The 14807-nt window shown below is 33.1% G+C and carries 14 protein-coding genes; 3 read left to right on the top strand and 11 right to left on the bottom strand.

Features of this window, described 5'->3' with window-relative positions; translation table 11 throughout:
• Window positions 1-61: 61 nt before the first annotated feature.
• The 4 genes from BN2665_RS23930 to yhfZ are packed head-to-tail and all read right to left on the bottom strand — an operon-like array spanning window position 62 to window position 3110.
• Window positions 62-1345: a YhfT family protein gene (locus tag BN2665_RS23930; RefSeq protein ID WP_055669601.1), complete on the bottom strand. Its 1284-nt coding sequence runs from the start codon at window positions 1343-1345 to the stop codon at window positions 62-64.
• Window positions 1346-1363: 18 nt separating this feature from the next.
• A complete protein-coding gene (locus tag BN2665_RS23925; protein WP_055669600.1) occupies window positions 1364-1723 on the bottom strand; it encodes a DUF2620 domain-containing protein in 360 nt (119 codons plus the stop codon).
• Between the two features lie 51 nt (window positions 1724-1774).
• Window positions 1775-2137 carry a PRD domain-containing protein gene (locus BN2665_RS23920; RefSeq protein ID WP_055669599.1) on the bottom strand — a complete coding sequence of 121 codons (363 nt, stop codon included), beginning with the start codon at window positions 2135-2137 and terminating at the stop codon, window positions 1775-1777.
• 46 nt (window positions 2138-2183) lie between these two features.
• On the bottom strand, window positions 2184-3110 hold the full coding sequence (yhfZ, locus tag BN2665_RS23915; RefSeq protein ID WP_055669598.1) for a GntR family transcriptional regulator YhfZ: 927 nt from the start codon (window positions 3108-3110) through the stop codon (window positions 2184-2186).
• Window positions 3111-3390: 280 nt separating this feature from the next.
• On the opposite strand from yhfZ, the gene BN2665_RS23910 reads away from it, so the two are divergent.
• On the top strand, window positions 3391-4416 hold the full coding sequence (locus tag BN2665_RS23910) for a branched-chain amino acid aminotransferase (protein WP_055669597.1): 1026 nt from the start codon (window positions 3391-3393) through the stop codon (window positions 4414-4416).
• A 122-nt stretch (window positions 4417-4538) separates the two neighbouring features.
• On the opposite strand, the gene BN2665_RS23905 is transcribed toward BN2665_RS23910, so the two are convergent.
• The 7 genes from BN2665_RS23905 to BN2665_RS23875 form a co-directional block, all read right to left on the bottom strand.
• Entirely contained in the window at window positions 4539-5492 is a 954-nt protein-coding gene (locus BN2665_RS23905; RefSeq protein WP_055669596.1) for a ribonuclease Z, read from the bottom strand.
• 99 nt (window positions 5493-5591) lie between these two features.
• Window positions 5592-7835, bottom strand: coding sequence for an alpha/beta hydrolase (locus tag BN2665_RS23900; RefSeq protein WP_055669595.1), 2244 nt, complete (start codon window positions 7833-7835; stop codon window positions 5592-5594).
• A gap of 198 nt (window positions 7836-8033) precedes the next feature.
• Window positions 8034-8999 carry an ABC transporter ATP-binding protein gene (locus BN2665_RS23895; protein ID WP_055669594.1) on the bottom strand — a complete coding sequence of 322 codons (966 nt, stop codon included), beginning with the start codon at window positions 8997-8999 and terminating at the stop codon, window positions 8034-8036.
• Complete coding sequence (locus tag BN2665_RS23890) at window positions 8999-10009, bottom strand: ABC transporter ATP-binding protein (protein WP_055669593.1); 1011 nt, start codon at window positions 10007-10009, stop codon at window positions 8999-9001. The genes BN2665_RS23895 and BN2665_RS23890 overlap by 1 nt, the downstream gene beginning before the upstream one ends.
• Window positions 10010-10025: 16 nt before the next feature.
• The gene (locus tag BN2665_RS23885; RefSeq protein WP_055669592.1) at window positions 10026-10886 is read right to left on the bottom strand and encodes an ABC transporter permease; all 861 of its coding nucleotides are present in this window, start codon (window positions 10884-10886) and stop codon (window positions 10026-10028) included.
• A gap of 30 nt (window positions 10887-10916) precedes the next feature.
• Complete coding sequence (nikB, locus tag BN2665_RS23880) at window positions 10917-11846, bottom strand: nickel ABC transporter permease (protein WP_055669591.1); 930 nt, start codon at window positions 11844-11846, stop codon at window positions 10917-10919.
• Window positions 11847-11915: 69 nt separating this feature from the next.
• Window positions 11916-13454, bottom strand: coding sequence for a glutathione ABC transporter substrate-binding protein (locus BN2665_RS23875; protein ID WP_055669590.1), 1539 nt, complete (start codon window positions 13452-13454; stop codon window positions 11916-11918).
• Window positions 13455-14221: 767 nt separating this feature from the next.
• On the opposite strand from BN2665_RS23875, the gene BN2665_RS26555 reads away from it, so the two are divergent.
• Together BN2665_RS26555 and BN2665_RS23870 are read left to right on the top strand one after the other, a co-directional pair.
• Entirely contained in the window at window positions 14222-14386 is a 165-nt protein-coding gene (locus BN2665_RS26555; RefSeq protein ID WP_082436037.1) for a GreA/GreB family elongation factor, read from the top strand.
• 205 nt (window positions 14387-14591) lie between these two features.
• Window positions 14592-14801, top strand: a complete 210-nt coding sequence (locus BN2665_RS23870; protein WP_055669589.1) for a spore coat associated protein CotJA — start codon at window positions 14592-14594, stop codon at window positions 14799-14801.
• Window positions 14802-14807: the final 6 nt, after the last annotated feature.

Raw genomic sequence — 14807 nt, 5'->3', positions numbered from 1 at the left:
GCATCTTTAAGCCATTATGGTGCATGTATAAGTTATTAGTTAAAGTTGTTTCCCTATGTCATTAAGGTTTTAAATATAGACCTAAAACATATAAAATGTTTATTAGTACTCCTACAAAAATTGCTGCCACAGGACCTACTGCCATATTAACAATAGGCTTCTTAGAGGTTTGATTTAATACATATATACCTCCAACTATGAAAAATCCTAATCCTGGTGCCATTGCATTAGCTGCCATAGCTCCCCCTACAAGTAAGGCTACTTCTAGAAGTTTACTAGAAGCGGTTCTTATATTATCAGCACAGCCTCTTACTCCTGGGAACTTATCCAAGAACTTTGCAAGTACATCAAGAAGCAATACTTCTAAGCTTATAACCACTGCACCAAGTACAAAGGCCAATAAAGGTTGCTTTACAAGAAGTCCTACCACAAATACAAAAGTCATTCCAACTGGACCATATACTCCAGTAGCTATAGCAGTAGTTGCCACTAGAGGAATAAAGCCTATGCCCCTAGCAAAAGCTGTCATAGCAGCTTCAATATTTTGACCCTTAGCTAATAAGTTTAAAGAAATTGGGTCACCAGCTATGATTGAAGTACTTGTAGCTGCTGCCACTAAGCCTCCCATTACTGCAAGATAAGGAATATTCTTTTTAATTCTTTTTACTCTTTCACTAAATATAGCGGTTAAATCTACAGAAGTAGCATTTGGGTCTGCCTTCTCTCTCATAGCGAAGGCAAGCATCATAATCATACCTGCAAGTAGAGCCATTCCTTCAGGGTTAATAGCTACACTAGCATTACCTATTTTGAATTTTCCATAATATTGAACAAATTGTCTAACTAAGAAGGAAATTATTAAGGTTATTCCTCCTTTTTTAACTCCATATTGATAGCCTACTACAAGGGCTGGAAAAGCTGCAAAAGCTGCAACTATTGGAGTTCCTACTTGTCCTAGTTGTGGCAAGAAGTTTACTGGTAATTTTGCAAATAAGTCTACAATAAACTTTAGCCCGCTTACAATACCTAATCCGTACACTGCACCAATAACACCAGAAATAATAAGTCCTTTTTTACCACTTGGTGCCCAGGTACCGATTATGTCTGTACCAAGTAAAATACTGTGAATTAATATAATAGTAGCTGCAATGGATACTGGTATACCAAAACCGATAACCAATCCAAAGCCCAAAGCAAAGCTGGTAGCTGCAATAGCTTTTTTATCCATTCTACCTTCTAGGTATTCTGGGACAACAGGTCTTAATCCATCGTTGAATACTGCAACTCCCATGTTAGCTAAAATTGAAGCTAATGCTCCTATTAAAGCAACTAGAATATACTTCATGTTTACTCCCCCTTAAATCTATTTTAATATTTTATTCATGATAACAGGTATAACCTGTTCAGCATGCTGTGGTGTGAAGCCAAAAGCTTTTTTTCCGCTTTCTACTTCTTTTACTATCTCTTCATCAGATCTTATTTTTCCAGGCATTGAAACTGTGGCACAAAGCCCCATTCCAAGTAATGCAATAGCCATGGCTAAGGCCCCTCCGCCTCCAGTGTTACATGCTCCAAAGTAATAATCAGCTTGATTTGTCTTAATGGCCATAGCTGCCTCAATATCTGATTTTATAGTTACAGAAACTTTCTCTCCTCCAATTTTTTTTATAATTTCTGCTACTTTATTTTTCTCTATTTGCCCACCTACAACTATCCTTAACATTTTCAATATCTCCTTTCAAATCTTATATATATTAAGCCTCTTTTAAAATTTTTAGACTCTAGTATTTTCATATAAAGTGCATAAGTGCATCATGATAAATGGTTTTTCTCTTTCAGGAATTTCTAAATGAAGTTCTTTTTCCATAGCTTTTAGTGTCTGTTCCGCTTCTTGAAAATATGCATTTTTTCTAATTTCATCGTAGATAAAATCATCTATCTCTTCAACGAATTCCCCCTTTCTAATTCTTTCACAAGCTATACATAGGTGAGTAACGAGCATTGAAGCATTTTCTTCTGTAAGTTTTATGTTGATTTCCTTTTCAAACATACCAATGACTCTCATAACTCCCTCATATGTAGCCTCACTAATCATATCTGCATCTTTTAAAACTTGTAATCTAATATGAAAATCCATGACTTCCTCCTAATGTACATTTTTTTGTATATTGATCTTAAAAAAATTAATAGTTTGGAATAAGTTCTCCAGCCACTACCTCTAATTGATACTTAATCACTTCTTGTCCACTTATAAATTGAGCAAGAAGATTTCTAACGCCATAATTATTCTTATTAATAACGATAACAGCCTCCGTATCTTCTCTCTTAAATATCTTTTCATCTAGATATTGATAATTTATTTCTAGCTTTCTTTCAATGATTTCATCAATATTCCATATAGCTGCATCGATATTGCCATTTTCTAATTTCATAATTACTTGATTATAAGGTATATCAATAAACTGAACCTTTTTTTCTTTACACTGACTTATAGTTAATAAATAGTGATCTATAGAAGTTGAGTCTATTCCTATTTTCATTCCATCTTCAATTTTATTTTTTGTTGGATCCGCAAATAAAAGAGCGTGTTCATTTACATAACTATATTCCCCAAACTCTACTGCTATGTCTAGATTCGCACCTTTTTCCATGCTATGCTTTGCTGCTAATTTAGATACAATTGCAAAATCATATCTTGCATCTTCTAACGCTTTTAATCTAGTTACGGCACCTCTCATATAAGCCAAACTAAAGGGAATTTCTTTTTTATGCATGGTCTTATATAGTCCAGTGGCCAACCCTTCATATAATTTTGAATAGGGTAAGGGCATAACTCCCATAATAGTACCAAGGTCCGTGAATTGCCATAATACCTTATAGTCCATAAAACTGATAAAGGTACCTAAATGTCCTCTAGGCTCTAAACTTATGGCTCTATGTTCCTCTAATAGCTTAAGAGCTGATTGTACTGTACCTCTAGCAGTTCCATATTTTTCCGCATAAGCTGCTACAGTAGGTATTCTATCACCCTCTGACATGGTCATAAGTTCCCTAGCCAGTTTTATTGCCACTAAGCCATTTTTTTGCATGAGCTGCATTTTTATGTCCATATTTACCACCTTGAATATTAGGATTGATTGCAGTGTACAAAATTTTGTACACTGTTTATATTTATATGATATCATTTACATAATATAATTTCAAGTACATTTTATTCACAAATTAAAAATTATTTTTTAAATTTAGTGACAAGCTATTAAGGATTTCAAGATTTATTTGCATTTAACATAAATTTTAAGAATTTAATATTTTAGTGAGTTATGTAAACGATTTTATATTATAATATATTATATAATAGACAATATATCAAATATAAAAGAGGTGCTGATTATGACAAAAACTATTAATATCGATTGGGGAAAATTAGGCTTTACTTACACAAAAACTGACTTCAGATATATATCTAAATGGAAAGATGGCAATTGGGATGATGGAAAACTAGTAGAAGACAATAATCTATCTATTAGTGAAGGTTCTACAGCTCTTCACTATGGACAACAATGCTTTGAGGGCCTAAAAGCCTATGCTACAAAAGATGGCAAAATTCAATTATTTAGACCAGATCAAAATTCAAAGAGACTTAATAATAGCTGTAGAAGACTTTTAATGCCTGAATTTCCTGAGGAAAGATTTATCGATGCTTGTATTCAAGTGGTTAAGGCAAATAAAGCTTTCGTTCCTCCTTATGGAAGTGGAGCAACTCTATATTTAAGACCTTTTGTTATAGGAGTAGGAGACAACCTTGGAGTAAAACCTGCTGCTGAATACATCTTCTGTGTGTTCTGCTCACCAGTAGGTCCATATTTTAAAGGTGGTATGGCTCCTGTGAACTTTATGATATCTGATTACGACAGAGCAGCTCCTTATGGAACTGGTGCTGCTAAAGTAGGCGGAAACTATGCTGGAAGCTTATTACCTCACGAAGTAGCAGTTAAAAAAGGTTTTGCAGATTGCATTTATTTAGATCCAGCTACCCATACTAAAATAGAAGAAGTAGGGGCTGCAAACTTCTTTGGAATAACTAAGGATGACAAATTCATAACTCCTAAATCCCCATCAATTCTTCCAAGCATAACCAAGTATTCATTAATGCACGTGGCTAAAGAATATTTAGGTTTGCAAGTAGAAGAAGGCGATGTTTTCGTCGATAAACTAGATATGTTTAAAGAGGCTGGAGCTTGTGGAACCGCTGCAGTTATAACTCCTATCGGAGGCATAGAATACAAAGAAAATTTACATGTATTCCATAGCGAAACTGAAGTAGGTCCTATAACTAAAAAGCTTTATGATACCTTATGTGGAATTCAATTTGGAGATGTACATGCTCCTGAAGGATGGATTGTGGAAGTTAAATAGAAAAAGCGACGAAAGTCGCTTTTTTTCAATTCACAGTTCACAATGCACAATTGAGGAGAATTTTTTTTCGTAGCGTTAGAGGAGAAAAATTTCCCTTCATTGTGAATTGTGCATTAAAAAGACTAGTCTTCAAACTGCAAGGATTTCATAAACCTATCATATCCCAAAATTGTATTTTCAAAAACATCTGTTGCATTATTTATATATCCTTCTGGTTCTGTCATAGCTGGAGTAAAATGAGTTAAAAGCAATTGCTTCACCTTACCCTCATAAGCTAGCTGAGCTGCTTCTCTAAATGTCATATGCTTGTTTTTTATAGCTTTATCTAAATCCTTATCCTCTCCATAGGTACCCTCGCACACAAATAAATAACTTTCTTTAATAAATTCTACTATTTTGTCTACAGGCCTTGTATCAGTGATATAGTTTATTTTTATTCCTCTTCTATTATCTCCAAGCACTAAATTAGGCCCATATGCCTTACCTTCATACTCTATATATTCTCCCTTTTGGAGTCTATTCCATAAAAGTTTTGGCACCTCATTTTTCATAGCTTTCTCTACATCAAATTTTGGCTTTCTGTTAACATAAAAACCGTAACCTACACAAGGGCAAGAGTGTTCTAACTCCACTGAGGATATAAGTATATCCTCAGTTTTTGTGCTCAATTGATTTTCGGTTACTATTAAAGTCTCTTCAAGATTTACTTTTAAATCTTCTTTTGGATTTTCTATTATTTCTATGGAATAAGGTAGATAGGGTGCTATTACTCTAAGCCCTCTTATTATATCAGCTATGCCTTCTGGTCCAATTATGGTTAAAGGCTCAGTCCTGCCACTATTACCTATGGTAGCAAGTAAACCTGGTAGCCCTACAATATGATCACCGTGACCATGGGTTATACAAATGATATCAATAGATTTAAATCCCCAGCCTAACATTCTCATAGAAACCTGTGTACCTTCTCCACAATCTATCAATATCTTTCTGCCTCTATAATTTATAAGAAGGGCTGATAAAAATCTTTCAGGTATAGGCATACCTCCCCCAGAGCCTAATAAAGCTATATCTACCATAACCTTCACCTCTCATCTTACTTATACACTTAAGTGTCTTTATAAGTTTTTATATATAAATATATTTTAACATTTAAACACCTTTTATATTATATTTATTTATCTCCTTATACCGATATCATCCATTAAAATAGATCCTTTTTCGGTTTTATTAAAGATATAGCTTATTTTTCTTAACTGTTTTATATCAAAACTTTCGTTTGATTTTTTGAACTCCTTCAATTGGAATTCAAAGCTTTGAAAAATAGGTTCTTTATTAGGAATGAAATTGCTAAATGGCTTTTTTATTATTTTTCCTTCTACCATTGGTAATAGAGGTGAAAAATGACTTAATGGAAGCTCTGCTTTATTTCCTTCTACATCCTCTAATCTTATAGTTAAATCAATGAAGGAGTTTTTAAAAGCCTTTTCCTTTTTAGTATCATTATCAGCTATGGAAAATGCCAATAAACTGCTTTCTGATAAATTAGGCCTTTCATCTGGTAATACTATAGAATATTCTGGTGTCTTGGAATTCTTAGTATTATTCCAGGCTAATTTAACTGCACTATAATCTTCTTCCCTATGCTTAAATTTAACCTTTTCTTCCTTCCACTCTTCAAAGTTCTCACCTAGCATCTTTCCTCCTAAAAGGGTGGTGCTTGTTATATCTATATCTTCTTGAAAATTACTAATTAAAGAAGTATTTGATTGAAAATAGTTATTTATATACAAATTATCTGGCAACCACTTCATTGCATAGCCCAAATCCCTGAAAATCTTTCTGTACTCAGTTTCTCCTTTTAGTGTAGTATCTAAGAAAGAAGATATAATAACTTTAGCAGTCTCTTCTTGTTGCTCTTTAGTCATAAGCTGTTTAGTATTAAAAAGCCTATTACCTAATCCTACACCATCCTCTCTTCCCCAGGTACTATTGAATTGACCATGATTAGCCCCATAAACATAAATGCAGGCTTTAAAATAATCCTCCTTACCTGTATAACTAACCCTATCATATTGCATTAACCCGCTAAAGGAGGTAACATCCATATCATGTGAACCTTGTAGTGCTAAGTAATTGATATCCTTTAAGGGCAAAAGTTTTCCTGAAGGCTTATATTGCTTATCTGTCCCTGCTATAGATACAATAGAACGTATACTAAAATTATAGTCAAACTTTATGTTCCCATTGTCTGGGTGAGCCTTTAGCTTATTATAGGCTGCCGCAATAGCTACGGCTTCTCCACCTCTAGAATGTCCTATTAAAGCTATATTATTCATATCTATCTTTTTATAAAAAGGATTTCCTTCCTCCTTACTCCACTGTTCCCAAAGCCTAATATGCTCTAGCATCACCATTGCTCTAGCAGGATTTTCTTTCTCAATAGGACTTACTAAAAACATATCATTATAGGGAGATACGTTTAAAAAGTTTTCATCTATGGATACAAAAATGTAGCCTTTACTAGCTAAGAGCTGACCTAAATATTCATAGCCATCATCGGAGTAGTCCGACATTATATGATTACCATGCACTATTATAACTAAAGGAAAGGTGCCCTGTGAATCTGGATACCACACCTTACCATTTAACGGCATTTTATCCGGCCCAAAGCCCAAATTTTTCTTTCTTAAAGAAGACCACTTTTCTACGAAGGCCGATCCGTCCACTGTTTTAGAAATTAGAGAATCTTCTTTATTAAACTCTTTACGATAATTATTTTCACTACCATAGGTTAAAGTTTTTACCTTTAGACTTCCTTGTTTTGACGGATCTTCAAGCATTGAACTATATAAGCTATTATTTTTATATTTACTCATAGTTAATACTTCCTCTGATGATTGTCCATTATTTATTAGCCAGAATCCCCCTAAAAGCGTTGATATTACTGCAAACACAGCTATAAAACTCATTGCTATTTTTTTAAAACCCTTGATATTTCTAAAATCTCCTTTTATAAATTTATACAGCAGAGCGCCCAATATAGAAAAAAGAAATATTATAGATATAACTACAAGTGCAGCTATTCCTATTGGAGCTATAAAAGTTATATATAGTAGTAAAAGTGAAGATATAAGCGCCCAAAGAAAGGAGCTTGGGATCTTTTTAACTAAATGCATTATTAAAGTTACAATGCCAGTAGCTAAAGCTACCACCAATATAGCTATGATGGTTCCTACTACAAAGGGTACGATACCATTAGGTCTCGTAAGAAAATATCCTTGTATCGTAAACAGTATAATTGTAATTATGGCTAAAGCTATAGTGGAACCTTTCCAACCATTAGATAAGGGTTTAGTATGTCTTATCTTATTCTTCAATGCTAAACAAAGATTTTTAAGCTTTATTTTTATTTTATTCATATCATTACTCCTTTATTTAATACTACTCATATTAATAATAGCAACCTTTCCTTAATTATCCCTTATAGCTATCTTAAATGAAACTTAAATATGTGCTAGTATTTTAAAAGGCAAATAGAATTTTGCTATAATAAAAAAACTGCTACATAATGTAAAGTAGCAGTTTTAAAGTAGAGGAAACTCATCCTCTTCTATATCTTATAGGTTATTTAATTCTTTAGTAAAGTGGCATGATACAAAATGATCATTACCAAATTTAACTAGTGCTGGATCGTCAGTGAAGCATTTTTCCTTAGCATATTGACAACGCTTAGCAAATCTACAACCTGGCGCTGGATTAATTGGAGAAGTGATTTCTCCTTTTAATAATATTCTTTCTTTCTTGTTCTTTATGCTTGGTACTGGTATTGCTGATAATAAAGCTTTTGTATAAGGGTGCATTGGATTTTTAAATAATTCCTTAGCTGGAGCTTTCTCAACAAGCTTACCAAGATACATAACTGCAATATCATTTGAAATATGTTTAACAACTGAAAGGTCATGAGTTATAAACATATAAGTTAAACCAAGATCCTTTTGAAGATCTTGCATAAGATTTAAAACCTGAGCTTGAATAGACACGTCAAGAGCTGAAACAGGCTCATCACAAACGATGAATTTAGGATTCAAAGCTAAAGCTCTACCTATTCCTATTCTCTGTCTTCTTCCTCCATCAAGTTCGTGAGGATAAGCATTGACTAATCTCTCGGTTAATCCTACTGTATCCATTAACTGAGCAACTTTTTTAGCTAATTCCTCTTTGCTGCTTACAGCTTTATGAATTATAAGTGGCTCTCCAATTATTTCTGAAACAGACATTCTTGGATTTAAAGATGAGAATGGGTCTTGGAATATTATTTGCATCTCTTTTCTTAATTGTCTCATTTGCTCATTATTATATTTTAGAACATTCTTTCCTTCGAAAAGAACCTCTCCATCCGTAGCTTCTATTAATCTTAAAAGCAATCTACCAGTAGTGGATTTACCACAACCTGATTCACCAACCACTCCTAAGGTTTCACCTTTTTTAATGTCAAAGTCAATACCATCTACAGCATGAAGAAGTCCCTTTGGAGTCTTAAAGTACTTTTTTAAATTTTTTACTTGAATTAAGCTTTCACTCATTATTTTTCCTCCTTAGGTCCATCAAATAGTGATTTTGTTGCTTCTTCATACATTAAGCATATAGTTTTGTGTCCAGGACTTACTTCGGTTTTTGTTGGGATCTTTTCCTGGCATATTGGCTTTGCATAAGGACATCTTGGATGGAATTTACATCCACTTGGCAAGTTAGTTGGGTCTGGCATTAATCCCTTAATTGGGCTTAATCTGTCCACATCATCCTCCATGTTTGGTATAGAACCGAATAATCCCATGGTATATGGATGTTTTGTATTTTCAAATATATCCTCTAAGCTTCCAGCTTCAACTATTTCTCCACCATACATGATGGCTACTTTATCACAAACCTGTGCCACAACACCAAGATCATGAGTAATTAATAGCATGGAAGTGCCTAAATCCCTTTTAAGCTTATTCATCATTTCAAGAACTTGTGCCTGAATTGTAACGTCTAGTGCTGTTGTTGGTTCGTCAGCTATTAATAGCTGAGGATTACATGCAAGAGCAATAGCTATAACAACCCTTTGCTTCATACCACCTGAGAATTGGTGTGGATATTCATTTAATCTTGCAGCTGGAATTCCAACAAGCTCAAGCATTTCAGCCGCTTTCTTTTTAGCTTCTTCATTAGTTACGTCTTGATGTATAGAAATAACTTCAGCGATTTGATCTCCTACTGTTTCTACAGGATTTAAAGAGGTCATAGGATCTTGGAATATCATAGAAACTTTATTTCCTCTGATACGTCTCATTTCCTCTTCGCTTAATTTTAGAAGGCTTTGTCCTTCAAATTGTATATCTCCATCAAGAATCTTTCCTGGAGGATTTGGTACAAGTCTCATGATTCCAAGGGCAGTAGTAGTTTTACCTGCACCTGTTTCTCCAACTAGTCCCAAGGTTTCTCCTTTGTTTAATTCTAAATCAACACCATTAACAGCTTTAACAGTACCATCTACTGTAATAAAGTTAATGTGCAAGTTTTCAATTTTAAGTAATTTCTCTTTGTTTTCCATTGCTTTAACCTCCGAATTAATTCTTTAGTCTTGGATCTAACGCATCTCTTAATCCATCACCTAATAGGTTAAGGGATAAGATAGTGAGCATTATAGCAATTCCTGGGAAAGTTGTTACATGCCATGCATATCTTAAGAACTGTCTACCACCTGAGAGCATGGAACCCCATTCTGGTGCTGGCGGTTGAATTCCTAGTCCTATGAAGCTTAATCCAGCTGTAGATAAGATCGCACCTGCAACCCCTAATGTTCCTTGAACTATAACTGGAGCTAAAGCATTAGGTATAATGTGCTTTACTACTATTCTAAAATCATTAGCACCAATAGCTCTTGCAGCCTCAACGAATTCTTGATCTCTTATAGAAAGCACTGAAGCTCTAACTATTCTAGCGTAACTCGGTACCGATGAAATACCTATGGATAGCATTAAGTTAAATAAGCTTGGACCTAAAGCCGATACTATGGAGATAGCAAGTAATATACTTGGTATAGCTAAAAATATATCCATAATTCTCATGATTACATTATCTAAATTACCACCATAGAAACCAGCTATCGCACCTAAAGTACCTCCTATTAGTACAGCTATACTCACTGCCACTACACCAACTAGTAAGGATACTCTAGAACCATGCACTAATCTTGCGAAAATATCTCTACCAAACTCGTCTGTTCCTAAAATATGGCCATTTCCTGGTCCTTTTAGTCTGTTTGGAAGATCTTGTTTTATTACTACATCGTTCCAATCTGCGATAAAATCAGCACAAAATGCTAATAATATTAAAACTATTAATATACCTAGACCGATCATAGCAGTTTTATTTTTTCTAAGTCTTCTCCAAACTTCGGCCCATTGACTTCTCTTTTTATTAGCCATCTATATTCCCTCCTGTAACATTTAGCAAAATTATTTACTGTACTGAGACTTAATTCTAGGGTCTACATAGGCATATAGTATATCTACTAGCAAGTTACATATACTGAATGCAGTTGCTAGGAACACTACAGATGCCAATACCATTGGAGTGTCTTTTGCTCTTATAGCATCAACCAATAATCTTCCAACTCCAGGCCATGAGAAAACTGTCTCTGTTAAAACAGCACCACCAAGTAAATGTCCAAATTGTAAACCAACTACAGTTATTACTGGAATTAAAGCATTCTTTAATCCATGTCTTAGTATTACTGTCTTCTCTTTAACCCCTTTTGCCCTTGCAGTTCTTATATAATCTTGTCTAATTACTTCAAGCATGGAGGATCTCGTCATACGAGTAACAATTGCTGACGAACTATATCCTAATGTTATAGCAGGTAATATAAGGCTCTTTAAACTTGTAAAGCCACCTGAAGGCAACCAACCTAAGTTAACTGAGAATATAAGAATTAACATTAATCCAAACCAGAAGTTTGGCATAGAAACTCCTAATAAAGCTACAACCATTGAAACGTTATCAGTAATTGAATATTGTTTAGTAGCAGAAATGATACCTACTGGTATACCTATAGCAATAGATAGTACAACACCAACTACCGCTAAAGTTAAAGTATTCGGGAATCTTTGGAAAATTTCAGCAAAAACCGCTCTATTAGTAGTATAGGATCTACCAAAATCTCCGGTAACTGCTTTACCTATGAACGTAAAATATTGAACAATGAATGGCTTGTCTAATCCCATTTGAGTTCTTAAAGCCGCAACAGATTCTGGGCTAGCTTTTTCTCCTAGTATCAGCTGAGCTGGATCCCCAGGAGTTAGATACATAATGGAGAAAACTATGAATGTTACACCTAATAATACCGGTATAAGAAGCAAAATTCTTTTTATAATATACTTATGCATTACAATCCCCCTTTGGTATTTGCATTAGCTTTAAAATAGGACCTTCTAAGAAGGTCCTATTTTGTTTTTTTACTTAAAGCTTACATTTGAAATATTATGATGTCCTGCTGGGTGCAATTTGAAACCTTCAACACTCTTTTGTAATCCAGCATTTTGAGTTGTATAGTATAACATTATGTCTGGAGCTGCAGCAACGATTTTTTCCATGATCTTCTTATAAGCATCAAGTCTTACCTTTTCATCTGATTGAACTTTAGCTTCTTCTAATAACTTATCAACTTCTGCATCAGAGAAGAATGTTCTGTTACCAGTTGAACCATGAGATTTTGTGCTGTATAGTGGATTTAAAGCATAGTCTGCATCACCTGTTACAGTTGTCCATCCTAAAATATACATATCATGCTCGCCTTTAGCAGTTCTATCTAAGTATGCACTCCACTCAAGAGTTTCAATCTTAGCATCTACTCCAACTTCTTTTAATTGTGCTTGTACTATTTGTGCTATTTGAACTCTAACTGGGTTATCATTTGTCCAGATAGTAGTTTTAAGATTTTCTTTTCCAGCTTCTTTTAATAGAGCTTTAGCTTTTTCTTTATCATATGGATAGCCTTTAATATCTTTGTTATATCCAAATACTTGAGGAGCTATAGGTGCATTAGCAACTTGTCCTGCTCCATTTAATACAGTTTTAATTATAGCTTCTTTATCTACAGCTAAGTTGATAGCTTGTCTTACTTTAGGATCATTGAAAGGAGCTTTTTTAGTATTCATTCCAATGTATGCATAAGATAAAGATGGTCCTTCTATTAATTGTAGGTTCTTATGGGTCTTAACTTTTTCTTTGTCTACTGGCTCTATATCATATGCTATATCAACTTCACCAGTTTCTAAACCTATAGTTCTGTTTGTTCCTTCAACGATATTTCTAAATACTGCATTTTTAACCTTTGCTTTTTCTCCGAAATATCCGTCAAAAGCTTCTAAATTTATTTTATTTCCAGCTTCCCAGCTTACAAATTTATATGCACCTGTTCCAACTGGATTTTGTCCGTAGTTTTGTCCACCTGCTGTAACAGCTTTTTCATTTAATATGGAAGCAGCTGTGTGAGCTAAGTGAGCTAATAATGGAGCAAATGGCTCTTTTGTTTTTATGATTACTGTGTAATCATCTTTAGCTTCAACGGATTTTACTGCTTCAATAATTTCTGCAACAACCTTTGATTGTTCCATTCTTTTTAGCGAAAATACTACGTCTTTAGCCTTTAGTTCTTCCCCATTGTGGAATTTAACACCTTTTCTCAAATTAAATTCCCAAGTTACGTTATCTACTTTTGTCCACTTTTCAGCTAAACCAGGTATGATTTTCATGTCCTCGTCTGCTTCAACTAGTCTGCTGTAGATTTGTTTGCTAACTCTTGATGATGGTTGGTCATTAGTTGCATGCGGATCTAATGATTTAGCGTCAGATCCTTGTGCAATTACTATAGTGTCTTTTTTGGAACCTGTAGTCCCATCTCCTGATTTTTTTCCACAACCAGCAAGAGTTAAATTTACACTAAGTGCCACTGCTAAAACAGCCATAAGTTTCTTTAGTGTATTTTTTTTCATTAATGTTTCCCCCTTTATAGTTTTATTTAAATTACCTACTCCTTAAGATATTAAAAATAAAGGAATAAGTAATCAATAACAATTATTAATGGATAACAATTTAATAAACTTGCATTTTTACTTTTTTTCTGAATAGTGAATATGCAGGTTTTTAAAAATATGATTTTTTTTATTTACTTTGATGTTTTTTATCATATCATACTTTTTATAAAAATAAAATACTTTTTTTGCTGTTTAATTAATTTTTTTAAATTATTTTATATAATATATTCAAAATTTATGTCATATTTAAAGGTATTTGTATTATAACCTCCAAAAAAATCGTTGAATCCTGCAGCAAATTATGTGCATTTTAACATTTTTTGAATATCAATCTGCAAAATTCTACATTCTTTACTTGCATAATTTTAAATATTATATAAAATAATTATTTTTTATTTATTAATTTAGCAACAAATTACTATTAATATTAAACGTTTTCATTCTTTTTTTGATGCATATTTATTAATAGGTATCATTCCCTTATTCTTTCCAATTTAATTCTTGCATTTTATAAATAACTATAATTTTATTAATAATACGTGAATGAATTGTTAAAGTTCTATAAATATATAGTTTTATAAAAGTTTTCTTCACATAAATATACATATATTATAACTTTATATTCAAGTTTTTCATACCTTTTTAAGTTTTAATATAGTTCGTCAATAGATTTATGACATTTTTAGATTATTTACAATATTACTTCATAATATTATAATCACAGTATCAATGTAACAACTATCGAGGCTGATCCATTAAATAATAAAATAAGCATAGAATCTCCTTTAGGAAAGGTTTTATATAAATGCAAAGCAGGTCAAGAGGTAACAGTGGATTCTCCAGAGGGAAAATACTCTATTATAATAGAAGAAATAACTAAAATTCTATAATATTTCTAATAATAGCTAATATAAAAATTATGCTAAATAGCAATTAAAAGCAGATTTTTTTATATTAGCTATTTTTTTAGTAAATAGCTTTAAAAATTATATAGAGCAATCCTATTAAATATATTAAATATCATATTAAAGTATTCACACTAAAAGCTTTCCTTACATAAAATAGTATTGTAATTATAACGAAGGGTGGAAAGCTATGTACGATAATTTTAATCCTTACTTTACTCCAGAGAGAAAGCATAAAGAAAAGACTAAGGGACACCCAATGGTAAGTAGCCTTAAATTTGCAAGAGCTTATGTGCCTAGACAACCTTATATTGGCATGTTCCCTATCAATGAGGCCTTGAGAAAAGGGATGCTATTCCCAAATCTTTATGAGCCATTCCCAATTAAATCAATGGAGTAGGAGGAT

The sequence above is a fragment of the Desnuesiella massiliensis genome, from assembly GCF_001403615.1.
GTDB lineage: Bacteria > Bacillota > Clostridia > Clostridiales > Clostridiaceae > Desnuesiella > Desnuesiella massiliensis.
Note: the sequence above shows the minus strand (reverse complement) of the source record. Positions and strands in the feature narration are given on the sequence as shown.